Genomic DNA, 24,149 nt, shown 5'->3' with positions numbered 1-24,149 from the left:
CAAGTGTATACAATGAGGTGGAATTCAGCCAGTTTTCAAAATCAATCGCTTGCATCGATGGTGAATTTTTGCTCTAGAGCGACTAAAGACTCTTTTCGTTTTTTACTCAGTTTTTTAATTGCAATTTCAGTTTTTAGCGCCTCACTCTTGTTCATCTGAGCTTGGCTCCATACCAATTTTAACGGCCCTCGACCACGTAGCGCTTTTGCGCCCTTACCCGCTACATGCTGTTTAAATCGGCGCTCTAGATTATTGGTAATACCGCAATAAAGTTTATCTTCTGAGGTACGAATTAAGTAAACAAACCATTCCGGTTGTTGGTCGATTTCAGACATACTGCTTCGCTCCAAGGGCTAAAGGCGGACAATGCCGCCTTGCGGATTACAGAAGCGAGTTGACTAGTGTTTTTAGCTCACTGAGTTCTTGCTTTAACGTTTCGACTTCTACTTCCAGAGCTTCGATACGCGCTTGCCCCCCAGATGCTGCCAAAGAGTTGCTGCTAGCCGTCGATTCCTGAGCTAGAAGTTCAATATCCACCTCGCCACTGAATAAATGCATATAGCGAGATTCTCGTTTGCCAGCCTCACGTGGCAATTTTACGACCAAGGCGCCACTTTCACGGGACGCCATTGCCTCTAGCACTGCCTCAACCTCTTTCACATCTGTAAATGAACAGAGTCTATTGGTTCGAGTACGAATTTCACCGGGAGTCTGAGCGCCACGGAGCAGCATGCAACCCACGATCCCTTTCTCCTGCTCGTTTAGCTTCAAATCCCCAAACTCTGTGTTGCAAAAGCGATGTCGAAACTTAGATACGCGACTGTTGAAACCACTCTCGTCGCTAAGAAGTCGACGACTGATCAGTGCTGTCGCCGCATCTTGAACCTCGGCATCGCTTAAGCTCATCACAGGATCGCGATTGCTTTTTTGGTTACACGCTGTCGTCAAGCTATTTAGCGTTAGCGGGTATTGATCCGGTGTTGTGATCTCTTTTTCGATAAGGCAGCCAATGACGCGCGCCTCAACTGGGGACAGTTCGATGTTCATTATTGTATTCCTTTATAGTCCGCTACAGTGTCACAAAGTAAGCTCAATGCTCCGACAGAAACGGTACTTTTATGAATTTACCATCTTGATCGATCATGACGACTTTACTTCGATTGAGTTCGACTTCAACCACCTCAAGCTTACTTCGCTCACTGATGTAAGCCTCTTTAAGCCTTTGCGTTGGTGAACGATTGTCGGTAGGAATGACAATGTTGTTGTCTGATTCTATTGAAGTTTGAGATAACAGTGACATGAATTACTTTGTGTTAAAAACCTTGCTGTATTGAAATCATAGCGCTATTTCTTACTACAACTCAATTGTTTCTTCGACTGAGTGGCGACAAACTAAGCAATAGCCAATGAGTATTGATCTAAGGTCTGTTATAGATGGGTTTGTTGTGTTTTAATCAAGACAGATACCCACACGAATTAGGAAAGGAAACATGAGTAGCGTATTTGAAATCGTTGCGCAAGCACGTCGCAAAAACAAACTAAAGCGCGAGCTGCTAGACAACGAAAAAAAGGTTCGTGACAACCGTAAGCGTGTCGACCTACTAGAAAATCTGATGGATTACATCAAACCAGACATGACGCACGATGAAATCGTCACTATCGTCAAGAACATGAAAGCAGACTACGAAGATCGTGTTGATGACCACATCATCAAGAGCGCTGAGATTTCAAAAGCTCGTCGTGACATCAGCCGTCGTATCCGTGAGCTGACTGAAGAAGACAAGCAAATGGTTCAAGGTAAGAAATAATTTCTTGTTCCAAATGCTAAAGAGCCTGTTCTCAGGCTCTTTTTGATCGCTCAAAACATCTATTGACAGTTTCAACAGTTTTTACTCTCAACTATCGCCTCTCCCGCACTAAAACGTTTGCGTAATCGCTAACCTTCTCCGTATCCAAAATTGACGGTTTCATCACAGAATTTAGGCTGTTATAGTGTCGGAAAATCACGGTAACACCATTCGAGGCAAGGAGCTTCCTCGACATTCTCAAGATGAGAAGAATAGGTACCAGCACCCCTGGCAATATTTGAGGAGGAAATTATGGACTTCAGTATGGTTGAATTACTTGGTTACGCAGCATCGATCATGGTCGCAATCTCACTAACAATGAAAGACATTGTTAAACTACGTGTACTTAACTTTGTAGGTTGCGCCCTATTTACCGCTTACGGTTTGGCAATCGACTCTATGCCAGTCGTCATTACTAATGGTTTCATTGCATGCGTAAACGTCTACTTCTTGCTGCAAATGCAAAAAAAAGGTGGGACGAGCGCTGAGTCTAACGCTTAGTCGTCAGATTACTAATAATGCCCCTATTTAAGAAGCCTCGACAATGTCGAGGCTTCTTTTCATCAACCCAAACACTAGCCAAAGAAACGGCTAAACCAAGTGATTTCACCGAACGCGATTAGGTCATAAATGGTGAAAAATACCGCTGAAATAACAGCAAGCTTTAATAGCCGAATTAAAATGAACATCTTATATCTCTAAAACAATATTTGATGGACTAGTGTATCTCCCCACCCATTCAATTAAAACCATCAATAACTTACATGCTCCACCAAACTCATGATCTTGGTTCTGGGACTGGAAAAGGTATTTCAACTTGGTGCCGTATTCGTCGTTTTTCCATTCAAACCAACCAGAACATGGGACAATAGCACGATGTGAAGCGTAAGCTTGTGCAAACGTAGGTTTTGTTTGAACTGTTTCGGCTTGAGCATTGATTATCAGTTTTTTGCTCCAAGAGGGTTTAACCCCCCAAGATAGAGGAAGCTGAAACAAGCTGGTATCGTAACCGGCTACCACGCAATCAATACTCTCAGACGGATACAATTCGGCTTTAGGTTTAGCTGAAAACGCGATACCCAGTTGCTCTGAAACGTATTGACTAAAAGGATCATCGATAATGTTAAGTCGGCCGCACATTCGTTAAATAAACTCCTCGTTCGGCTATATTATAACGTATTGCGTGTGTTTACTCTTGACGCTTCAACCATTCCTCAATAGCTTGAGGACGGAACGCCTTTGCTTGCGCGTCTGGATAGGCCGAGAGGATGTTGTACTCGGCCAAACCCCAGGTGTCTACTTTTTTAGAGCATGGCGCTGGGTATTAAATAGACCAGCAGTGACCAGCACCAATCCAACCAATAACTACAAATGTATCAACCCAATCTTTGTTCCACATATTCCCTCCGATGAAATGTGGCGGTCACCCATTAGTAACAGACGACCTTTACGTAGATTGGTTCAAATAAAGCAAAAACTGTTCCTTATTTATGGAAGCAAGCCCGCGTTTTTCTGGGAAAAGAGGCGCACGCTATCCGGCTGTTCCGATAACATCCTGATAAAACAGTCAGCCATCGACCATGTGGTGACAATTCCACTATCAAGCATATTTTTTATCGCATCATAGCCTTCTTTGCCTTTCATGGTATAAGCGCTTGATGTGCCGGTATAAACGCGATTTTCATCCAATGCCTCTCCCGCAACCATTACATTAAAGACACGTTCTCCTTTTGGTAAAGTTGCGTCATATTGAAACTCAAGTTGCGAAGTGTAGGGATAACTACCAGAGCCCGTGCCCTGTACACCGTTGCTATATGCATTATCGAGCGCGCCTTCCAGTATTTTTGGAATGTCGATACCTTTAATTCGATACAAACCAATCGGCACAGCGAACGGCAACAATTTTCCTGCGACATCGGCAACCGACACCGCACCAACACCTAGTGAATTGCGAACGCCTCCCGCGTTGTGCATAGCAAAATCTACCTTATGCCCCAGACTCTGCATCGTGTACAAAAATGAATGAGCGACTAAGGGAGCAAGTTGGCTTGGACCAAGTTCATCTGGCAGTCGAACATGACGTAACTCGGAATCTACATGGGCTATCGTCTGATTTTGTAATGCTCTTACTTGAGGCTGGTATTTTTCAGCCAGTATTGCTTTTACCTCAGGATCTTTTCTTACCACAACCACATGGTCATGAGCATGGATCTGTTGCTTGATTTGCTCAATATCGCTTGCAGAATGCTCGCCGTGAACATCCATAAATACGCGACGTCCAACCAACAGCTCATTTCGCCCTTCAAAACCCTTAACTTGACCGTTCGCTGCAAAGTCGATTCGACAATGTCCAAGTGTCATCGAGTGATTCCCAGCTTGAACCACGTAAGTCCCTTTGATTCGAACACCATAATTTTCTTGAGACTTGACTCCTAACGAAGAAAAGTCACCCTGTAATACATGACTATGCCCACCAATGATGAGTCCGATGCCACTCACTTTTTCAGCAAGCGCTAGATCAGCTTCGTACCCCATATGACTTAACAGAATGATTTTATTGATACCTTTTTTTTGAATCGCGTCTACCGTTGCTTTTGCGGTAGCGATACAAGGCTCAAATGTGGTATCACAATCTGGGTTTGCAATATCTGCCATCTTATCGAGCGACAAACCAAAGATTGCGACTTGCTCTTCATCGACTTTCTTTTCAATCCATTTCGCTGTATGTGTTAGATGGTCAAAATCCATCAAATTCGGATGACATTTTAAAGGGTATTGTTTGCGTAGCTCACCGGATACATTCCAATTACCAGCGAGAAGAGGAAAATCTATCTCACGCAAAAATTTGCCAACCGGTTCGTTACCCATATCCAGTTCGTGATTGCCAAGTGCCATGGCATCTATACCCAATGCGTTCAACATGACAGCGTTAGCTTCACCTTTGAACAGTGAAAAGTACAAGGTCCCTTGAAAGCAGTCTCCGGCATGCAAAAACAAAAAGTCATCATTGGTATGAGAGTTCTTTAGCTGCTTCACGCGAGCGGCTATACGTGCAAAGCCACCAGAGCTAACGTATGGCTGACATTGCTGCCCATTGTGGGCAATGCTTAACGCAAGTGACGTGGGGTCAAAATAAGAGTGTGTATCGTTGATGTGCGCTACTGTGAGCGAAAGAGGCTTATTGTTTATTGTCATCGCATCTTCTCTTTTATCATACTAGTGATGGTAGCGTGCTTTATGTGACATTCCAATGAATTTCATGAAATCACATACTGATATCACAGGTCTATTTATGATGTTAATCACATTAATATTGAAGTTGGCTAGAGGCAGAAATCCGCTAACCGGCTGTAATTACTTAGCCATTTATGAATTTGATTACAGTTGCTTTGTAAAAAGAGGCTTATAATTGAAGTAGATAGTATGACTTTGTTGGGAGAAATGGATGAAGCTAGAACGTATCGATGTATCCGGCTTTCGCGGAATCAAACGCCTCTCCATTGCGCTGGATGATCTCACTACGCTCATTGGAGAGAACACCTGGGGTAAGTCTTCCTTGCTCGACGCATTGAATGTCGCGCTCCCTGCCGACGGTCGCATTTATTCATTCGAAATGAAAGACTTTCATGTTGATCACGCAGCAGCACATCCTCAAACGCGACATCTGCAAATTGTACTTTCTTTTGTTTCTACTGAACGTAATGAAACCTTGTCCGGGCGCTACCGAAAACTCAAGCCAATTTGGTTTCAAGACGAAGATGGCGCTAATCGTTTCTATTACCGAATCAGTGCAACGCTTGATGGCTACGACATTACACAGAAGTACAATTTCTTAGATCCCGAAGGGGCTCCCCTAATGCTCCATCATTCGGAAAAAATTGCCCAAGAGCTGATGACGCTGCACCCGGTCATACGATTACGCGACTCCCGTCGATTGTACCAACAGGAGGGCGTAAACAATGGTAATCCTGTTTCTGTAGGAAGCAGTAACGGCAGTGGCAACGGAAATGGCTTGAACGCTCGTTCTGAAAAACGAATCAATAATACAGTTAGACGCTTAATGGCAATTCCTGGTCATGTCAATAAAGGGGAAATTAAGAGCAGTCTTACATCGATGAAAGCGCTAGTGGAGCATTACTTCTCATTCAAGAGTCACTCACGTAAGACGACCAAAGGACAGCGCGACGGAGTATTTTTCTCTCGCCCTAACAGCGAACAAAATCTTGCCCAGGTCATAGACGAAACCAAAAACCACCAAACACGACTGCTGCTACTTGGTTTACTCAACGCCTACCTGCAAGCCAAAGGACCGAATGAACTACGCCGCTGTGCACGGCCGATACTCATCATAGAAGATCCAGAAGGCCGCTTGCACCCTACTCATTTGGCTCGCGCTTGGAGCCTGTTGCAAATGTTGCCCATGCAAAAAATACTCACCACCAACAGTAGCGACTTACTGGGTGCTGTTCCTTTGCAATCAATAAGGCGCTTAGTAAGGCAATCTGACAAAACCATTACTAAATCCTTAGCCACCAATGGACTTACCAAGGATGAGCTTCGAAGAGTCGGATTTCATATTCGATTTCATCGTTCCCGAGCTCTGTTTGCGCGTTGTTGGCTGCTGGTTGAAGGTGAAACCGAAGTATGGCTGTTTAATGAGCTTGCCAACCAATGTGGATATAACTTAGCCGCCGAAGGGGTACAAATCATAGAATTTGCTCAATCAGGGCTGAGATCGCTCATCAAGGTAGCAAAAGCGTTCGGTATTGACTGGCATGTCGTTACCGATGGTGACGCGGCAGGTAAGAAATACGCAGCAACCGTACTTCACCAACTGGACGGTGAGCATCCACGTCATCATCTAACCGAACTACCAGATAGAGATATAGAGCACTATCTCTACATTCACGGGTTTGAAATTTTCTTTAGGGATCTTATCAAAATCCCTCATGACCACCCTATCCCTCCTAAAAAAGTGGTAGCGCGAGTGCTCAAGAAGTTTGCCAAGCCTGATTTGGCGCTGGCTATCGTCGCAGAGTGTGAAGAGAAAGGTGTCGATAGTATTCCTGTCTTGATACGGTGGATCCTAAGAAGAGTTATCACAATGGCTAACGGCAACACCTAATCCACTAAGAGTTCAAAGGAAAGAAAAAGACCCTATCAGAAATTCTGATAGGGTCTTTTTAATAGAGAACAGGCGTCAATCAATCATTCGCTAATGCCGTCTTAGCATTATTCGCCTTGGAGTTACTGGTGTCAGAATCACGATTGCTAAGCTGTTTGTGCAACCAAAGACCGCTCGCTTTCATTGCATAACCAAATAAGCCCCCCAATATCAAAGACGGAATCACGAGTTGCCAGGCGCCGTCTGCTGCAAATGTGGCGCATGCACCTATGAACGTGCCAGGGATATACTGAAGCCACGCTCGTTTCGCTTGAATACACATGAAAAATGACACTAAAGCGGTCATTACGTACCCAGCGATTTCCATATTGATCAGTGACGAGCCATGAATGATGACCATTGCCCAAACGACGCCCGACATGTTAGTCAGTAAGCTTTGGGCTAGTCCCGTTACACCATCTTTTGGTGACGCAAAGTAACTGGTACATCCTAAGAAGCCAGCCCAGGACAGCAGCCCCAATGACAAGGCTGCCCACCCCCAAATACCGGAAAGAACACCCGTTGTAACAGAAATAGCGATTAATGGACTCATATCGTCGACCAATGATTGATTCAATTTCAATCTAAGGTAACGAATATAGACTCATATTTAAGCGATCGAAATCACAACAAAAGATATTATATACATTTCATTACATTAAAATAGTGATTTATATCACTAAAAAACCGACGGTTTGCCTTTCATCATTCTTAAGCCCTCTCGTTTAACACACTCCACAAGCGGGTTTTCCGTCATGTCAGCGCGCCAAATAAAGGACAGCGTTCGCTCCATTTCCAGCTCAGGCACATTTAACGCGACCAGTTGACCGGATTCTACAAATCGCTCGACATCCAAATAAGGCAAACACGTTAAATACTGACCATTGGCTACCATACTTCTCAGGACTGGCACGTGTTCGTACTCTCGCCATACATCCAAGTCGGCAATAAGGTGGTGAATTGAGCTATCAAAAATCTTTCGAGTACCTGAACCATGCTCTCTAAGCACCCAGCGCGCTTGCTCTAATTGAGCTAAGCTTACTCTCTCTCGGCGAGCAAACGGGTGATGCGCTGCGGCGACTACCGTTAAGTGGTCACGACACCAGACTTCTTGGTGGATTCGGTTGTCATCACAACGGCCTTCGATAATGCCGAGGTCATACTTATAGTCCAAAACGCCTTCAATCACCGAGTCGGTACTCTTAACCCCAAGCGAGATACGCATCTCAGGGAAATCGTTATCAATGACACTGATAAGATCCGGCACCAAATGTTCTGCCGGCGTTTGGCTGGCACCCAACTTTAATTCACCACTTAGCAAGTGCTGCTCGTAAAAACCCATTTCAATTTGTTGGGCATCTTGCAACAAACGCTTGGCTTTGGGTCTTAACCATACCCCCCAATGAGTCAATGCCATTTGTTTGCCTTGCCTTTCAAACAACGGCCTACCAAGCATTTTTTCTAGCTGTGCCAATGACATACTCGTCGCGGACTGTGTCAATGCCAACTTGTCTGCAGCTTGACTCACGCTCCCCGTATCCGCTACGGCATCAAAAACGGCAAGTTGTTTTAATGAATATCGCATCCGTTTTCCTTTCACCACTTAAATCTTAAAACACTGTGTTTCATAGCAAATCCTGAACTGTTTCTATCAGTTTCTCTTATATCGAGATTTCAACGAAAAATTGCTGTTGTTTTTTTCATCGCTTGAGAATCTCGACACTCGCTAATCTCTCACTAAAAAAACAGTACGTTATGGACTTCAGCCCTTATTCTACCTTGTGCAGTTAAGTTATCAATATTTCTGATTTCGATTTTAAAAATTATCAATTTTACCACTACCACCAGTTGCCCTTAATCTGGATTCGAACACAGCACGGGGCTCTGTTCTCGCACTTACATCTCAATCACTTTTATTTCAATCAAGTAAGGGGGTCATGAAATGGGCGATTCACACACAAACGAGGTTAAGGAGTAAGGAATGGCATCGGCTAGCTCCGAAAACAATCTGCTCTTCTCACCATTAGAAATGATGGCAGAAGCTGAAAAATTCGCATTAAGTAAAGCTAAAAAGACCAGTGGAATGACAATGAGCCTAGCCATTATGGCGGGCGCCTTTATCGGCTTGGCATTTCTTTTCTACATCACGGTAACGACGGGAAGCGCAGATGCGGGATGGGGCTTAAGCAGGCTAGCTGGCGGTCTTGCATTCAGTATGGGGTTGATCCTCATCGTGATATGTGGTGGCGAACTGTTTACTAGCTCGGTGCTCTCGAGCATCTCTTGGGCAAATAAACAAATTAGCTTTAGCAAAATGCTTTCAATTTGGGGAAAGGTTTACGTTGGAAACTTCATTGGCGCGATGTTCTTGCTTTTGATTGTTTCTGCCGCGGGGCTTTACCAAATGGACAATGGCCAATGGGGACTCAACGCTCTGCATATTGCACAGCATAAACTGCATCACACATGGGTTCAGGCGTTCGCTTTAGGTGTTCTATGTAACCTTCTCGTGTGCTTAGCAATCTGGCTGACATTTAGCAGCGCCAATGCGATGACCAAAGCAGCAATGACAGTTCTACCCGTCGCAATGTTTGTCAGTAGCGGTTTTGAACACTGCGTCGCAAACATGTTTATGGTTCCACTTGGCATTGTGATTCAAAACTTTGCAGGCGCTGAATTCTGGGCAGCAACGGGCACAACCCAAGCACAATTTAGCGACTTAACACCGATTCACTTTTTAACCAACAACCTTATACCAGTCACGCTAGGAAACATTATAGGTGGTTCGGTTTTGGTAGGACTTGCCAACTGGAGTATCTACCGCAGACCACAACTAAAAGCAGCAAACGTAACTGCAATTACACAAACCACTGAACTTACGTCAGTAAAGGAGACGCAAATGAACAACAACATCATCGTAAAAGACATCATGAACACTCAACCAGTAACACTAAGCGTTGAAATGCCAACATCTGTTGCCCTAGATACACTTTTGGATCACAACCTTACAAGTGCTCCAGTCACTGACATTGAAAATCGTTTAGTGGGTTTCTTCTCTGTACACGATGTCATGGTTGATTTGTGGTGCCAGGATTACATCCCTGAGCAAGGTCAAAAAGTGGTCGACCTGATGAGCCGTGATGTTGTCGCTATCAATGCGTCTGAAAAGTTGGTCGACGTGGCTGAATTTCTTTGCATCGATAAAGAGCAGCTGTATCCAGTAAGTTCAATGGGCATCGCAACAAGCTTCTCGACGCTTTCACTAGAAGAGCGTGCTAAAGCGATGAAAGTGAACAAACCACATGTGTTGCCTGTATTAGAAAATGGCGTCTTGGTTGGTGTTTTATCAAGAGCTGAAGTAATGAAAGCTGTCCGCCCTATCTACGGCGAGCGCTTGAATGTTGTTGAACGCGAACTTGAATCTGCGTAATACAACACCCCCCATTTTTGGCTAGGAAATAAGTCGTTTGGCCGAAAAAGCCCCGGTGTAAAAACCGGGGCTACCTAATTAAAACAGAAAGAACTACTTCTGGATACCTTCGACATGAAGCTCCATATCTACATAACTTGATGCGCCCATGACAGGGATTTCAAAGTCAGCCAATTCTAGGCGAGTTGTACCGTTAAAGCCTGCACGTTTGCCGCCCCAAGGGTCTTGACCTGCACCAATGAACTCTGCTTCAATGGTGATTGGCTGAGTAACACCGTGTAGAGTAAGCTCACCCATTACGTCTAGCTTGCCATCGCCCTTATCTTTTACGCTGGTGCTCTTGAATGTTGCTTCTTTGAACTTACCAGCATCGATAAAGTCTGCGCTACGAATGTGCTTGTCACGCTCTGCGTGGTTTGAATCAAGACTTGTTGTATCAACGACAACGTTGACTGTCGACGCTTCAATGTTTGCTGGATCGTAGCTAAAATCACCAGAAAATGTGTTAAAACGACCTTTGATAAAGCTATAACCCAAGTGACTCACTTTGAAGTTGATTGAAGCGTGAGCGCCTTTAGTGTCGATTGCGTAATCAGCAGCGTTTGCACCTAGAGGCAATAGCATTGCCGCGGCCATTCCAGTAGCGATTAGTGTCTTTTTCATTTCGAAACTCCTAACATTTTCCGAAGAGTGTTGTCTTTGTTTATAAAGTGATGTTTCAACGCAGCTAGCGCATGACCAGCAGCGGCAAGTATGACGAACCAAGCAGCATAGAAATGCACTTCGCCTGCAATGTCTGATTGATTTGGGAACAGCTCTCCCATGCCGGGAACAGTAAACCAGTTAAAAACATCGATACCGCGCCCATCCGAGGTAGAGATGAGGTAGCCACTGGCAAATATGACAAACAAGGCAATGTACATCGCAAGGTGGCCGACTTTAGCACCAACCTTTTCAAACTGATTGCCTTCTACTTTGGGGGCTGTCGTAAGGTGTTTCCACACCAATCTGAATACCGTCACCAGCGCTAATAAAATACCCACAGAGCGATGCCAATCTGGGGCTGTTTTGTACCATTGACTGTAGTAGGTCAGATCGACCATCCAAAGACCTACCGCAAACATACCGATCACCACGATAGCCGAGAGCCAATGTAACGCTCTTGCTACAGGGTTGTAGTTTTTTACTTCATTTGCCGCCATCGTTAATTCCATGATTCCGTGTGCATTACCCGTTATGTTAACAACTCATCAACCTATGGGACACAGTATTTACTTAAATTGACACTTTAACGACAACCCTCCATTGATGAAGTCATTCAATATTTTTGAACATGTTGAAGGTACCCTATTCGATACACAATTTGTGAAGCTATAAGTCATCCGGCATCTCTATTTCGTAAAGCTCGTCAGCAATATCGGCAACTCGACGATCCAACACCCCTTTGGCATCTTCTAGCCCTTGGTTGTAAAAGGCTGGCCCAAGCTTTTTTATCAAAAAGTCCAACAAAAACTCAGCGTCGAATTGGCCTAGTTCAGCGTCCAACTCGCGTTCGAAGTAGTCTTGTAGCTCCGATACAATTGCCGCTCTTTTTTAGTCTCAAACATACTTAGCCTCATTTTTTGTTACAGATTTGATTACCAGTTTGGTGGATAACGTAATGATTTCAAAAATGAATGGTGAATTTACACACTGGATCACACACAAAAGCTTTAGCATGCATCTCATTTTCAAACATTATTAAAACCCCTAGTTTCATTTCTGATACCCATAAACTACACTATCTGCGAACATATGGAGGAATCATGGATTACGGCTATCAAGAGCGCATAGTGGCGCTGCTCAAGGCAAACAAAATCACCAATCACGAACTTGCGGAAGCCATCGGCAAAGGAAAAGCCACCATTGGGCGATATCTAACAAAAGGTCCGACACGCACCTATCCATCCATAGAAGACTTATCGCTGATTGCCTCTTATTTTAACGTGCAACCTCATTGGCTATGTTTCGGCGTTGGTAATCAACACACTGAACCAAGCGATCTCACAAAAGCTGCAAGCAATAGTGCAACAATGTTGTCGGTGTACAGTCGCTCAGAGGTCAGTCAATTTCTAGAAACAGGCCACGCCACGAGCAAGGGCTCTATTCCAGTGCCGCCTGAATACAAAAATTGCTTTGCTGTCCTGTACCCAGTCGGTGGTAATGTTTCCTATAAATGGGACTGTGTGGCATTAGTGAATCGAGAGCTTGAGTGGATCAATGACGACATTGTACTGGCACGCCTGCCAGGGAATCCTCACCCTGACTTTTTTACATTAGTTAAGGTCGGCTCGACGATTCATGTTTGGTATGGGGATGACACGTCGAAAAATGCAATTCATCAAGTCCAAGACGATGAAATCGAAGTTTTGGGTGTTGTTCGCTGGGGCACATGGGAAAAGCGTATTTAGGAAGCTAGCGCGCCTTTGGGTTAATTGAAGTCGCTCACACAAAGACAAGGATCAAGTCATGCTTCTAGACATTGTGATACATAGTTTTCGGCGGTTCCAAACCGATTGTCAGGCACTGTGTATCCAACACTACCCTGCGGTTCATAATGGTGGCTTAACCAGTCGTCATCTCTCTTCTGCTTTCACTAGAAGACTCAAAGTCGACCTTGAGCATCATACTCTTGATGTAAATATTGCTTCACTTGATTGTGAAGAGCATAGTCAACTTCAAGGTGCGTATCGCGTTACCACACCGTATGGCACTGTCTGGGTATTGGCTTATCATTTTGTGAATGGCAACCAAACAAGTCGTGAACATGTCTTTTCTTTAGTACAAGAATGGCTAGGGGAATATCAGTATGCAGTGCAAAAAAGGGATCTTTTGGTGGTCTTGGCTGATCACTGGTTAAGCCGCTGTCACCAAAGCCGGTCGCTGATCAACTGGTGGAGTGACGAACTACCAGAAGATGATAGCCAATATCTAAAACAGGGCGTCAAACTACTGGGCTCAGGGTCGTCGATGAGCCAAGAGTTATCACAACGCTGTCAGTTGTATCCAAGCTACGTGACTTATTCCCACCCGTTAACCAAACCCTGTTCTGGCGAGCGCGTTATGAAATACGTTCAGCTCTACGCAGTTACAACACTCTAGCCCTTCCTATTACATATTGGCACCTTGTCACCGGAAATTCTGTCATTAAACCTTCATCAATATTTTTCATAGTAGTGAACTCCAGCTAAACACTGTAATTACCGTGAAGAGTTTAAAACGCTATCAATATGAAAAGTACGCCGTACTTTGCAACCTCGCCTATCCTAGAGTGTTCAAGCAAACTCGCTATGGTTTTGATCCCAATGGTCAGCGGATTGTCGCTAACCGCTACGGCAAAACAGTAGTACGGATATTGTGGAGTAAAGATAAAGAAGAAGCAGTCATAGTAATCAAAGGCTCGCACAGCCTTACCGATTGGTTACTCACATTTGCAATGTGGCAACGGCACTGCAAAGTGTTCAATTTGAACTATCGAATTCACGCCGGTTTTCACTATATATTGAACCAAGAGAGCCAACCTACCCACAAGAAAGATCGGCTCGGCATCAGTCTATTTGAACGAACCATTGAGATAGCCTCCGAGCTAATTGAAAGTGGTAAGAGGGTTAGCATTACCGGGCACTCGTCTGGCGGTGCTATAGGGTGTGTCATTGCCGATGCATTGGAACAAAAGTACCCAAAGTCCGTTAAGCGAATCGTCACATTTGGTCAACCAGCGATAGGCGGTCATAATTTCAAACGACGTTTTCAACTGGGTCATAAAACCTATCGCGTCTGTTGTGACTTGGACGTCGTCACCTTCTTGCCGCCACTCCCTTTGCTGTATTGGCACGTGGGTAAAATATTGTGGCTATATAATGGCCGTATTTATGAGAATACTCCAACGCCCGTTCGCCTTGGTCGCTCTTTAGTGTCATGGGTTATTCGCCCTTTTTCCTACCACTTGATGAGTAAATATATCCGCAATAAAGACTTCTTCGATGAAAGGTAAAATGAGAGGCAGATCAAAATTTTAGTATAAAGTGACCAATTACTTAGTGAACCCTCAATTACTTACATTTATCAAACTAATATGATCCAACTCACTCATCTCAAGGTTAAAATCTATAACCGTCTAATTTATCAATACTTATGTTCTAATTTCGAACAGCAAACTGTGCAGATAATCGCCAGTCACTTTCTGCTACAGAAGTTTTAGTGATACGTATCGCGAATTTTATTCACAAGACAAATTTGACTTGTTTGTCTGCCGTGACAAGATGTTGAGACTCTATAAAACATTTTGTTATTCCATGCTTTTAACCGAAAAACACCAGTTCACGCAATGCATCCGCTCCGATGATACCGGCTGCTGCATCGCTCAGTACAAAGACCTGACGCTGAAAAGTGTGTTTCAACCTATCTTTAATTCTGATAGCGCGATTATTGGTATGGAAGCTCTAGTGAGATTAACTGACCTCAACGGCGACCCTATCCCGCCAAATCACTATTTTCAGAACGACCAAATAACACTCGCTGATCAGCTCAACGTTGACCGATTGAGCCGGGCAATTCACCTAAGAAACTTCAGTATGTCGCAATATCGGGAGCGTCTTATTTTCCTGAATTTTTTACCGATTTCTAGTGAGCGCCTTGCAGCAGAAGGGATACGTTCATCTTTGTTAATGTCGCGCCTTAAGGCGTTGCAGATTGATAGCCGTCGTGTGGTGGTTGAATTAGTCGAGCTGACCGCTTTTAGCCCGAAAACTTTGGCATCAGCCGCAAAACACTTAACAGAAGAAGATTTTTTGATTGCCATTGATGACTTTGGTTGTAAAGAATCCAGCCCTGAGCGTGTTGCTCAAGTCAAACCCAACATCCTGAAGCTAGATAGGCAGCTACTCGTCGATTACATGGATGGTTCCACTCAGTCGCTGCTTAACGGCATTAAGCTCGCAAAAGCATGCAATGCGAAAACGGTTATCGAGGGTGTAGAGACAGAAACGCAGTTTGTGGCCATGAAAGAGTTAGACATCGATTTTTACCAAGGGTATCACCTTGCTATGCCGCAAACGCTCCACCCTCGCCTTAAATTGGTTAGCTAGAAACGTTTACCTAACATGAAGGTGAAACCTTCACGAGTCTTGCCACTCTGTGCCATTAGAGACGCCTCCCAGTTTTCAGCAAACTCTTTCTGCATGCCGACCATGGTTGACCATCGACTTGACGTTTGCTTTGCCGAAAAGCGAATATCTTCTAGCTGACCTTTAAGCTGACGTTGGTAGTCTTGATATTGACCTCCAACGACAATACGCCAACCACTGTCGCCAATATTGAGTCCAATCAATGGCGTCACCACCAGCGCATCCAAACTGACACCTACGCCAGACACTGAGGTGGATACATACTGAGCATCAATTGTAGTAAAGAACTGTTTGTGGCCATAAGCCAGAGTAGTTCCTACCGCTGTAATGGTCGAAGACGTCGCCATGCCATTGACCTCAAGCCGAGCTAGATTACCGTTCGAAAAATCGCTAACACCAATAGAAATATCTGATGAGGTTACCGCTTTACCGATCATTGCGTTAAAACCCCAAAATGGTAACAACCAGACATCACCTCTTAAGGCCACTATACTCGTCGTGTTGGTTGTTTGACTGCCTCCATCAGGAAGGATGTCATCAACAGGTTCACCGTCGATCTTAAAATCCCCCAGTCGCATCAAGTCTTCTTGTTGATGGGTAAACAGTGATAGCCCAACCGGTTTAGGCAGCTTCACTCCCATATCGCGAACTCTATCGCCAAAAAATGGCAAAGTACGACCGTAGTCTTCGTCTTTAAGACCCGTGTCATCATTCGATAGGACTTGAGCTGCGTAACTTGCAAAGAACAAAAAAATACTTAAGGGAAGCAGTGTTCGTTTCATGGGATAGAATTCAGTTTGGAACAGGGAGCGCGATAGTATCAGGGAGCAGGCGACAAAAATAATTCTGATTTTGTATGAGCCAAGCCTTGAAAATCACTGATTTAAATACAACTTAACCTGTTCAAGGAGAGTATTAATGGAAGCAGAAACAAGTTATTTCTCGCGAGCGATGAAAGGATGTATCGCAATGTTGCCACTCAGCCTAGCGGTTGTACCTTGGGGCTTTTTGGCGGGTTCCTTCGCCATTGACTCAGGTCTAACCCCAATGGAGGGGCAAGCGATGAGCGCAATTTTATTCGCTGGCGCCGCTCAGTTGGTCGCAATGGGAATGATCAAGTCTGGTGCAACCCTACTTACTATGGTTATTACCATCTTCTTTATTACCTCTCGTCATTTTCTCTACAGTCTATCAATGCGTAACCACATTGTCGGTTTACCGCTTCGCTGGCGTTTGACTTTAGGTTTTCTGCTAACCGATGAATTGTTTGCTCTGTGTGGTCATCATAAGCCCGAAAAATTTGAACGCTGGTATGCACTCGGCGCGGGACTCTCCTTCTACCTTATTTGGAATATAGCCACCTTGGTTGGTATCGTTATTGGCGCTCAAATACCCAACCTGCAACAGTACGGGCTTGAGTTTGCTGTCGCAGCTACCTTTATCGCGATTGTGGTACCCAATATCACCTCACTGCCGATTCTCCTCGCGGCGGCTTCAGCGCTCATTTGTTCCGTTGTCTTAGCGGCCATGGATGTAGAACTCGGACTCGTGATATCAAGTGTCGTTGGTATGACCGTTGGTTATGTGAGTGAGGAGAAGCTTAAGCGATGACTTACCTGATTATTTTAGTGCTAACCGCTATCGTATTTCTAAGCCGCTACCTGTTTTTGGAACCTCGAATCCCTCTTCGCATTAGTAGTGGTGCACAGCGATTTTTAGCCTATGCCAGCCCAGCGGTTTTAACCGCGATTTGGGGACCGATCGTATTCTTGCCTCATGGTCAGCTTACGCTTGATGACAACCTCCCCTATCTACTGGCGGCAACCTTTGCCATCGTACTAGCACGTATCATTAAAGATGTTTTAGTCACTACCATAGTTAGCATCTTAGTGTTTCTCATCTTAAACTTGTGGGTATTCAACCATTAATCGCTGAGACGTTACGGAAAACTCCCCATCAAATCTATCATTGGGTCAGTCAACGAAGACCATCACTTTGGTGACATGGCTCGGCTATCTTGGTCTTATCCCGTTTGGCCTATGTATCGCCACATTTACGCCGGACGCTACTCTTATTTGCTTAATGGCGTGGCTGGTGATCGTCATCACCCCAGAGCAGTTTCGGCTAGGCATTGTCGTCGCTCTAGCCGGTTACATTTGTGTTTGGTTAATTGAGAGAATAAAGCTTAACGCGCTAGGGAATGAGTTCCCCAGAGCGTACCAACGCCTGCGCAGTCACCTGACTATTGGCGTTGGAGTGGCACACATCGTCGCTTTTGCGGGGGTTATTTAGAATAAAATCTTTTTAGTAGAGGCGTTATTTAGTTAGCCTCGTCAGCTTGGTTAGCTTTTCGACGTGCCCGGTTCGAACTGCCCGCCTTTGGTTTAGATGGTACTTCTCGACGTTCATGGATGAGGTGGCGTATCGACAAAATCGGATGCGGCAACAACATTCTCGATCCTGAGTAACGCATCACCGCTTTCATTTGCTGTTTCGGCTCTGGTTTGTAACAGTGGATTGGGCATTTGTTGCAAGTCGGTTTGCTCTCTCCATACGGGCAACGGTCAAGCTTTGTTTCTGCATAGGAAAGTAAGGCTTCACAACTCTCACAAAGAGTATTGGAGCTGTGTTGCTGCTTACAATAAATCTCCATCATCGCTTTAACGGTTTTAAACTCCGTCTCAAGCACACCGACCAAGATATCACTGGCTTTTTTCATGACCGATAAGTCCCGTACACGAGCTAGCGCTAACGTGCGCCAATTAAAAATGGTTGTTCTATCGCCACAAACTCATTTGCAGCCTGAATCAGATTGTTGGCGGTCAAACTCTCCACTCCAATCACAGTGACGCGAGAGCCAAATCGCTTTTGGATACGCTCCACCAGTACTTCAAAATCGCCATCTCCTGATAGCAAAATTACGTTTTCAACATCTCTCGCCGTCTCAAAGACATCAAGGGCAATACCAACATCCCAATCGCCTTTGGCACTGCCGTCTGAACGTTGAATGTAAGGTTTCAACTGAACATCAAACCCGATCCCGCGTAAAATATGGTGAAACTGCCTCTGCTTTGGATCGTGTGACGCTATGGCATACGCCCTAGCACTCTCAATGTTAAATCGAGAACTTGCCCATGCCCAAAATGCGTTGTAGTCGAAGCGAGCGCCAAACGCCTGTCTCGTTGTGTAGTAGACATTCTGTACGTCTACAAAAATAGCTGCTGAGTTCATACTGTTGCTAGTGATTAAGTTATGAAGGCAGTGTAACAAAAATATTGTCCGCAAGTGGAACTTAGTGAGACCAATCTCAGTAGCTAAACTTAACGTATAACTTTCTGGTTGTTTGCTTGGAGTCAATTATGAAAGGCATCAGTATCGCCGCCCTTGCGGCACTGTTTAGCGCCACGGCTTGTGGCTATCCCGAATACACCAAAAAGGAACATCAAAACCTAGATCCTCACAGTGATTATCACAGTGGACAAAGGGATTCAGCCCACCATGGTAGCGGGTTCTATCAGGGTCTCTCACACCGTAGCGTGATGTATTTTGCGCCTAGTAAAGACGTGCTGGTTGACGAGTTTCTTCTGGGAACGCTCATTAATGAGTGTGCACTCGATGAAAGAGACGTCGTCACCATGGTCATTACCAAAGACGGATTTTCATCCCCGAGTTGGGTAAAGGAAGCCTTTGACTACAACATGCTCGTCAAGATGTACAACATAAGCGAAGCCGACCACACAGCAATTTTGATTGGGATGGACGGAACGGAGAAGTTGCGTTGGGGGCCGACCACCAACTGGATACAAGTCAAGAAAACAATCGATGCTATGCCTATGCGACGCGCAGAGATGGCTCGAGCAGCGAGTCGCTGCTCGATATAGATGTGTCTATTATGCGTCTTTTTGCGCTAGGTGGCTGCTTACCAAGCTCGCAACCATAATGGCTAGATAAAAACTTCCAGTAATTGACTCTAAGAAAACGAAAAAGCGAGGTATAGCAAGTGCAGGCGAGATATCTCCGTAGCCAACCGTGGTAAGCGTAACGAAACTGAAATAGATGACGTCAAACAAATTACCCAACCAATGTTTCGCTTCAAGTCCGTTAAAAGGCGCCTCAAAAATTTCTATCTGAATCAAATAGATGAACGAGAAAGACAGACCAAAAAGCATGTAGACGCAAATCGAACCAACGATTTGATTGAGAGTAACTTGCTTGGGCATAATGACTTGCTTTAGCGCAGAATACGTTTGGGCCAACACAAAAAACAGCAGCGAAAACAGAGTGACGAGTGATAAATCGTACTCTTCAAATAACGAGAATACTCCCGACGTTACCGCTACCGTGATCATCACAGCATACCAAGACCGATAAAAGGTCTGCTTTCTGTGCACACCCACAATCGAAGAACTCATGCATAGTATAATTAGGGCTAACACATAGTCTTGCGCGTCATCTTTGAACTGATGAACCACGGCACTTAAGAAAAACAAGACCAACAATGAACCAAGTAAATAGAAAAAATTGTCGTCTTTACTCATCAATTTCATCAAAAAATCACCTCCTGAGTCTAGAGCATTTCTTTAGCGATCAAATGGAGCAAATATGTTTCTCGCTCAATACTCATGCCTTTCTTGTCGCTTTCTGCAATCGTTTTTTCGTTAAAAGCAATCGCTTCATGGATGTTTACCCACACCGGCTTCATGCCATTTTTAACTTCGTAGTCTTCATAGGCCGTCTCCCCGAGTTCTCGGTCGACCTTACAAGAGTAACAAAACGAAATCATATGCATTACGTCAGCTTCGTCTTTATACCAAGGTCGAAACTCCTCATAAATGCCAAATGGCTTAATACCGTGAATGTTTTGCGCACCGGTTTCTTCTTCTAACTCACGAACCAAACCCGCGATCACGTCTTCATCTTCGTCAAGACCGCCGCCCGGAAGTGAATAGTCGTGGTAGCGCTCTGTATAAAGCAGCAAAATATCTTCACCATCGACTACGATTGCGCGGGTCGCGTTTCTTTTTATAATGCTTTTGTCATCAAGATGAGTAATATCGGGATGAATGGCCGTTGTGAGTTGTCTCATGGTCATGCTCTGAGTTGGTCTAATTTTCGTGAAGTTTACCACAAAAATATCAAGTTACATTTCTGTCACCGTGTCTAATCAAACGAGATAAGACAATCATTTACCAAAATGTTAACCTCCTCACCTCGTCTAAAGGGACGTTAGACAATACTAGTCATAACACGTAAAAAATATCCCATTGAATATGAAACCAACCACTTTTTTCTTTGCTGCTGCTTTAGCAACCTCGGATGCGGCTTTCGCCGACTCATCTAACACCACGGTCACTGAAGAGGATTTCCTCCAGCAAGCGGTGCGTCACGACCAGACTCTCACAGAACAAGAGCTCAATGCAGCGCACCAAGACTCCATGAACGAGCTTGGCTATCGCTCTATATCAACCAACAGTAGTTTTGAAGAGTTGCGGCAAGATGAGACTCTCACTCAAATTGATTTCAACGAATCACCGTACCGAGTTTCCCTTTTCAATCCTCAAAATGGCGAAGATAGTGAAAGGCTTTGGTCTCAAACTAAATCCATTTTTGGTTACGGCGTAGGTGTTGCTGGCGTATTGGCTTTGATGCCTGAGTCAATCACCAACTGGGAAAAACAAGACATCAAACTGATGAACAAGTGGTGGGATAACGTGCGATCTGGACCTGTTTGGGATCGTGATGACCACTTGATCAACTATGTTGGGCACCCTTACTTTGGTGGCGTTTACTATCAGGCGGCTCGTAAATCGGGTTATCGTCAGTGGGACGCATTTATGTACTCAACGTTGATGTCTACCTTCTACTGGGAATACGGTATAGAAGCATTCGCTGAGGTACCATCGATTCAGGATTTGGTTGTAACGCCAACCCTTGGCTGGGTTTATGGTGAATGGGCCTTCAATAAAGAAAAAGAGATCCGCTTAAGGGGTGGCACGGTCATGGGGTCAGATGCCCTCGGCTCAACTGCCCTGTTCTTTCTGGATCCCGTTGATAGTTTAGGACGTGGTGTGAACAACGTAGCCGGTAAAGAAATCATTAAAGCGGGTACAGGCTTTGTTGGGGTTCATTCCAATGTGCTGCGTAATGGCGAAGTCGAAACCAAATATCAGATGCAGTTACAATATGCATTCGGTGCCGGAGAAACCGCTGATGGACTCAAACGTCGTCAAAGAAAAAGCTACCAGCAGCACACCGACGATCCCGTTACCTACGGCATTGTTGGGGTAAGTGCAGGTTTCGCTTATCCTCAGCTTGATAAAGAACGTAACCTGAAGAACGATTTCGCGCCTGCGTTTACTTTAGGCTTGTACTTTACCAACCAGTTGTCAGCTCGTCTCGGCTATATGCAAGGAAATTATGAGTCTACCACCGACAACCAGAAGCACATTTATGAAAACTACAGCTTCGATGTTCAGTACTACTTGTTAGCAGACAACGCATTGAAGCCATACATTAATGCTGGTGTCGGTGAAGCGATGCTCAACAAAGACCGCGATACTAAGAAACTACAATGGAACATCGGTACCGGTGTTCATTATACGCTTAACGCTAATTGGGCACTTCAAGCCGATTGGAAGTACAACTATCACCGCAATTCGGGTGCTCGCGATAGCCTTTGGGGCACGCGACTCATTTATCGTTTTGGCGAAGGCAACAAGTACATTTAACAGCTTTAAATCAAGCGTTTGTAGGAATTCTGGGAACAAGTGAGCATTGACAACGATTATTTGGTGAATTTATCGATAATTTGACCAAATCAAAACACTTTTTGTTAGATATCTCCTACACTTAACGGAAAGCCTAACTTCCAACTAGGAGATATAATGAAAAAAGTACAATGGATGATTGGCGCTGTCGCAGTGGGCATTCTCGCAGGCTGTGCCAGTGAACCGGATAAGTATGATGTGGATGAAATTACTGTAGAGAGTGATCCTGCTTATGTCTATTGTGTTGAACAAGGTCACAAGCTAGAGCGTGTAACAGAAAACGGCAAGCGCGTTCCTTACTGTGTAATATCGGAAGACGAACGTTACACCGTTTGGGATTTCTACGAAAAGCGTAACCAGCAAGAAAACTGATATACGTAACAACAGAAAGCACACCTAATAAAAGAAAGTACTAGTGAAAAAAGGAAGGCCAACTCATCAACGAGCTGGCCTTTTTACTATTTACTTATGTGCGGTTTACTTATGTGCTATTTACTTGGCTTATTTTTGCAATGCTCAATCGCAGTTGCCATAAGCTCTAGTGCAGACATTTCACATGCAGGCAATGCCGCGTCGCTCGACTCAACTGGCGTTACGCGGTCACCCCATTTGATGTGACCAGCACCCCATGTTAAACCTGCACCAAACGCTGCCAATAGCAGATCGTCATTTGGCTTAATCTTACCCTGCTCTAATGCTTCACAAAGTGCAATTGGCACGGTCGCCGCAGAGGTATTACCGTAGTTTTGAATATTTACGAATGCTTTTTCTTGGTCAATGCCAGACAAATCACACAATGTTTGAATGATGCGAATGTTCGCTTGGTGCGGAATCACAACGTCGATGTCGTCTTTTGTCAAGTTAGAGCGAGATAGAACAGTGTTCGCTGCTGCTCCCATGCCTTTTACTGCACGCTTAAAGATTTCTTTACCAATGAAGTCAAATTCAAAGTAACCGTTATCTGCTGCAAAGCGTTCCATAGACGTACCGAACTTCGGCACAGCTAGAATATCACGGCCTTTCGCATCACAGCCGATTTGCGCATCTTGCAAGCCAACTTGTTGTTCCGTTCTCGTTAGTACTGCTGCACCTGCACCATCACCAAACAATACGGCAGTATCACGTTCAGTCCAATCAATGAAGAAAGAAAGACGCTCTGCACCGATAACAATAGCATTACGATAGTTGCCAGACTGAATCAGTTTGGTTGCGGTTTCTAGGCCATAAACAAAGCCTGTACATGCAGCATTAAGGTCAAAAGCCGCTGCTGCTGGAACACCTAAGTTCTGTTGAACGCGCGATGCAGTATTTGGAATCAACGAGTCAGGAGAACACGTTGCAACAATAATCAGATCAACCTCATCAGCCGTGATACCTGCACACGCCATCGCGTGTTTCGCTGCTACTGTCGCCATATCAGATGTGTTGACGTGGCTAATGCGGCGATTTTCAATACCGGTACGAGTGCGAATCCACTCGTCTGACGTTTCCATTACTGTGCTGAGGTCATGGTTTGAGAGAATTGCTGGTGGAAGGCACTTACCCCACCCAGTAATTTCGGCGTAAAAAGTTGTCATTGTGTACCTATTTTCTTATAGTTTTCGCCAATCAAGATAAACAAGCCATATCAATCACTAACTTATAATAATGAGAGATAATTTCTTGCCTATCTTGACTATAGACGACTGAGTATACTCACATTCACTGGTTCAAAGAAGTCTGATTAGTCAATTTTAGCCTCCTAACCTCAGTACTCGCTCGTCTGTCAATAAAACA

General features: G+C 44.6%; 30 protein-coding genes. 14 read left to right on the top strand and 16 right to left on the bottom strand.

Annotated features, from left to right (window positions below):
* Positions 1-41: 41 nt before the first annotated feature.
* From ACJB0T_RS11985 to ACJB0T_RS11975, 3 genes are read right to left on the bottom strand one after another with little or no spacing between them, the layout of a single operon-like run.
* Complete coding sequence (locus tag ACJB0T_RS11985) at positions 42-335, bottom strand: GIY-YIG nuclease family protein (protein WP_479293478.1); 294 nt, start codon at positions 333-335, stop codon at positions 42-44.
* 46 nt (positions 336-381) lie between these two features.
* On the bottom strand, positions 382-1,047 hold the full coding sequence (locus tag ACJB0T_RS11980) for a YceH family protein (protein WP_479293480.1): 666 nt from the start codon (positions 1,045-1,047) through the stop codon (positions 382-384).
* A gap of 43 nt (positions 1,048-1,090) precedes the next feature.
* Positions 1,091-1,300 carry a hypothetical protein gene (locus ACJB0T_RS11975; protein WP_479293481.1) on the bottom strand — a complete coding sequence of 70 codons (210 nt, stop codon included), beginning with the start codon at positions 1,298-1,300 and terminating at the stop codon, positions 1,091-1,093.
* Positions 1,301-1,490: 190 nt separating this feature from the next.
* Here ACJB0T_RS11975 and ACJB0T_RS11970 point away from each other — a divergent pair, with 190 nt between their 5' ends.
* A complete protein-coding gene (locus ACJB0T_RS11970; protein ID WP_479293483.1) occupies positions 1,491-1,808 on the top strand; it encodes a DUF496 family protein in 318 nt (105 codons plus the stop codon).
* A gap of 291 nt (positions 1,809-2,099) precedes the next feature.
* Positions 2,100-2,348 carry a YgjV family protein gene (locus tag ACJB0T_RS11965; protein WP_479293485.1) on the top strand — a complete coding sequence of 83 codons (249 nt, stop codon included), beginning with the start codon at positions 2,100-2,102 and terminating at the stop codon, positions 2,346-2,348.
* A 189-nt stretch (positions 2,349-2,537) separates the two neighbouring features.
* On the opposite strand, the gene ACJB0T_RS11960 is transcribed toward ACJB0T_RS11965, so the two are convergent.
* Positions 2,538-2,987, bottom strand: a complete 450-nt coding sequence (locus ACJB0T_RS11960) for an SOS response-associated peptidase family protein (protein ID WP_479293487.1) — start codon at positions 2,985-2,987, stop codon at positions 2,538-2,540.
* Between the two features lie 348 nt (positions 2,988-3,335).
* A complete protein-coding gene (locus ACJB0T_RS11955; RefSeq protein WP_479293488.1) occupies positions 3,336-5,042 on the bottom strand; it encodes a bifunctional metallophosphatase/5'-nucleotidase in 1,707 nt (568 codons plus the stop codon).
* Between the two features lie 250 nt (positions 5,043-5,292).
* On the opposite strand from ACJB0T_RS11955, the gene ACJB0T_RS11950 reads away from it, so the two are divergent.
* On the top strand, positions 5,293-6,972 hold the full coding sequence (locus ACJB0T_RS11950) for a DUF2813 domain-containing protein (RefSeq protein ID WP_479293490.1): 1,680 nt from the start codon (positions 5,293-5,295) through the stop codon (positions 6,970-6,972).
* A gap of 79 nt (positions 6,973-7,051) precedes the next feature.
* Here ACJB0T_RS11950 and ACJB0T_RS11945 read toward each other — a convergent pair whose 3' ends face one another.
* Positions 7,052-7,564: a DUF1097 domain-containing protein gene (locus ACJB0T_RS11945; RefSeq protein ID WP_479293492.1), complete on the bottom strand. Its 513-nt coding sequence runs from the start codon at positions 7,562-7,564 to the stop codon at positions 7,052-7,054.
* Positions 7,565-7,690: 126 nt separating this feature from the next.
* A complete protein-coding gene (locus ACJB0T_RS11940) occupies positions 7,691-8,596 on the bottom strand; it encodes a LysR substrate-binding domain-containing protein (RefSeq protein WP_042495780.1) in 906 nt (301 codons plus the stop codon).
* Positions 8,597-8,992: 396 nt separating this feature from the next.
* Between ACJB0T_RS11940 and focA the strand changes: the two genes are divergently transcribed.
* Complete coding sequence (gene focA, locus ACJB0T_RS11935) at positions 8,993-10,441, top strand: formate transporter FocA (protein WP_479293494.1); 1,449 nt, start codon at positions 8,993-8,995, stop codon at positions 10,439-10,441.
* A gap of 93 nt (positions 10,442-10,534) precedes the next feature.
* On the opposite strand, the gene ACJB0T_RS11930 is transcribed toward focA, so the two are convergent.
* From ACJB0T_RS11930 to ACJB0T_RS11920, 3 genes are all read right to left on the bottom strand, one after another.
* Positions 10,535-11,104: a YceI family protein gene (locus tag ACJB0T_RS11930; RefSeq protein WP_479293496.1), complete on the bottom strand. Its 570-nt coding sequence runs from the start codon at positions 11,102-11,104 to the stop codon at positions 10,535-10,537.
* Positions 11,101-11,643 (bottom strand): cytochrome b, encoded by a 543-nt coding sequence (locus ACJB0T_RS11925; RefSeq protein ID WP_479293498.1) that lies wholly within the window; start codon positions 11,641-11,643, stop codon positions 11,101-11,103. The genes ACJB0T_RS11930 and ACJB0T_RS11925 overlap by 4 nt, the downstream gene beginning before the upstream one ends.
* A 169-nt stretch (positions 11,644-11,812) precedes the next feature.
* A complete protein-coding gene (locus tag ACJB0T_RS11920; protein ID WP_479294538.1) occupies positions 11,813-12,022 on the bottom strand; it encodes a DUF2164 domain-containing protein in 210 nt (69 codons plus the stop codon).
* Between the two features lie 224 nt (positions 12,023-12,246).
* On the opposite strand from ACJB0T_RS11920, the gene ACJB0T_RS11915 reads away from it, so the two are divergent.
* The 4 genes from ACJB0T_RS11915 (at position 12,247) to ACJB0T_RS11900 (ending at position 15,567) form a co-directional block, all read left to right on the top strand.
* Complete coding sequence (locus tag ACJB0T_RS11915) at positions 12,247-12,891, top strand: helix-turn-helix domain-containing protein (protein ID WP_479293500.1); 645 nt, start codon at positions 12,247-12,249, stop codon at positions 12,889-12,891.
* Between the two features lie 58 nt (positions 12,892-12,949).
* On the top strand, positions 12,950-13,582 hold the full coding sequence (locus tag ACJB0T_RS11910; RefSeq protein WP_479293502.1) for a hypothetical protein: 633 nt from the start codon (positions 12,950-12,952) through the stop codon (positions 13,580-13,582).
* A 103-nt stretch (positions 13,583-13,685) separates the two neighbouring features.
* Entirely contained in the window at positions 13,686-14,474 is a 789-nt protein-coding gene (locus ACJB0T_RS11905) for a lipase family protein (protein WP_479293503.1), read from the top strand.
* 301 nt (positions 14,475-14,775) lie between these two features.
* Positions 14,776-15,567 carry an EAL domain-containing protein gene (locus tag ACJB0T_RS11900; protein ID WP_479293505.1) on the top strand — a complete coding sequence of 264 codons (792 nt, stop codon included), beginning with the start codon at positions 14,776-14,778 and terminating at the stop codon, positions 15,565-15,567.
* Here ACJB0T_RS11900 and ACJB0T_RS11895 read toward each other — a convergent pair.
* Positions 15,564-16,388: a hypothetical protein gene (locus tag ACJB0T_RS11895; protein ID WP_479293508.1), complete on the bottom strand. Its 825-nt coding sequence runs from the start codon at positions 16,386-16,388 to the stop codon at positions 15,564-15,566. The genes ACJB0T_RS11900 and ACJB0T_RS11895 overlap by 4 nt on opposite strands.
* Before the next feature lie 136 nt (positions 16,389-16,524).
* Here ACJB0T_RS11895 and ACJB0T_RS11890 point away from each other — a divergent pair, with 136 nt between their 5' ends.
* The 3 genes from ACJB0T_RS11890 to ACJB0T_RS11880 are packed head-to-tail and all read left to right on the top strand — an operon-like array spanning position 16,525 to position 17,898.
* Complete coding sequence (locus ACJB0T_RS11890; RefSeq protein ID WP_479293510.1) at positions 16,525-17,217, top strand: AzlC family ABC transporter permease; 693 nt, start codon at positions 16,525-16,527, stop codon at positions 17,215-17,217.
* Positions 17,214-17,534 carry an AzlD domain-containing protein gene (locus ACJB0T_RS11885; protein WP_479293512.1) on the top strand — a complete coding sequence of 107 codons (321 nt, stop codon included), beginning with the start codon at positions 17,214-17,216 and terminating at the stop codon, positions 17,532-17,534. The genes ACJB0T_RS11890 and ACJB0T_RS11885 overlap by 4 nt, the downstream gene beginning before the upstream one ends.
* A gap of 40 nt (positions 17,535-17,574) precedes the next feature.
* Complete coding sequence (locus ACJB0T_RS11880) at positions 17,575-17,898, top strand: hypothetical protein (RefSeq protein WP_479293514.1); 324 nt, start codon at positions 17,575-17,577, stop codon at positions 17,896-17,898.
* A gap of 28 nt (positions 17,899-17,926) precedes the next feature.
* Here ACJB0T_RS11880 and ACJB0T_RS11875 read toward each other — a convergent pair whose 3' ends face one another.
* Complete coding sequence (locus tag ACJB0T_RS11875; RefSeq protein ID WP_479293516.1) at positions 17,927-18,325, bottom strand: nitrous oxide-stimulated promoter family protein; 399 nt, start codon at positions 18,323-18,325, stop codon at positions 17,927-17,929.
* 29 nt (positions 18,326-18,354) lie between these two features.
* Positions 18,355-18,837, bottom strand: a complete 483-nt coding sequence (locus ACJB0T_RS11870; RefSeq protein ID WP_479293518.1) for a LabA-like NYN domain-containing protein — start codon at positions 18,835-18,837, stop codon at positions 18,355-18,357.
* 128 nt (positions 18,838-18,965) lie between these two features.
* Here ACJB0T_RS11870 and ACJB0T_RS11865 point away from each other — a divergent pair, with 128 nt between their 5' ends.
* A complete protein-coding gene (locus ACJB0T_RS11865; protein WP_479294540.1) occupies positions 18,966-19,487 on the top strand; it encodes a DUF4174 domain-containing protein in 522 nt (173 codons plus the stop codon).
* Between the two features lie 9 nt (positions 19,488-19,496).
* On the opposite strand, the gene ACJB0T_RS11860 is transcribed toward ACJB0T_RS11865, so the two are convergent.
* Complete coding sequence (locus ACJB0T_RS11860) at positions 19,497-20,153, bottom strand: potassium channel family protein (protein ID WP_479293520.1); 657 nt, start codon at positions 20,151-20,153, stop codon at positions 19,497-19,499.
* A gap of 20 nt (positions 20,154-20,173) precedes the next feature.
* Positions 20,174-20,692, bottom strand: coding sequence for an NUDIX hydrolase (locus tag ACJB0T_RS11855; RefSeq protein ID WP_479293522.1), 519 nt, complete (start codon positions 20,690-20,692; stop codon positions 20,174-20,176).
* Positions 20,693-20,876: 184 nt separating this feature from the next.
* Between ACJB0T_RS11855 and ACJB0T_RS11850 the strand changes: the two genes are divergently transcribed.
* Both ACJB0T_RS11850 and ACJB0T_RS11845 read left to right on the top strand, forming a co-directional pair.
* Positions 20,877-22,334 carry a DUF3943 domain-containing protein gene (locus ACJB0T_RS11850; RefSeq protein ID WP_479293524.1) on the top strand — a complete coding sequence of 486 codons (1,458 nt, stop codon included), beginning with the start codon at positions 20,877-20,879 and terminating at the stop codon, positions 22,332-22,334.
* Positions 22,335-22,490: 156 nt separating this feature from the next.
* Positions 22,491-22,745, top strand: coding sequence for a putative hemolysin (locus tag ACJB0T_RS11845; RefSeq protein WP_479293527.1), 255 nt, complete (start codon positions 22,491-22,493; stop codon positions 22,743-22,745).
* 116 nt (positions 22,746-22,861) lie between these two features.
* Here ACJB0T_RS11845 and ACJB0T_RS11840 read toward each other — a convergent pair whose 3' ends face one another.
* Positions 22,862-23,950: a ketoacyl-ACP synthase III gene (locus tag ACJB0T_RS11840; RefSeq protein WP_479293529.1), complete on the bottom strand. Its 1,089-nt coding sequence runs from the start codon at positions 23,948-23,950 to the stop codon at positions 22,862-22,864.
* Positions 23,951-24,149 lie beyond the last annotated feature (199 nt).

The organism is Vibrio sp. CB1-5 (assembly GCF_059412285.1).
This window is presented reverse-complemented; position numbering and strand designations above follow the sequence as displayed.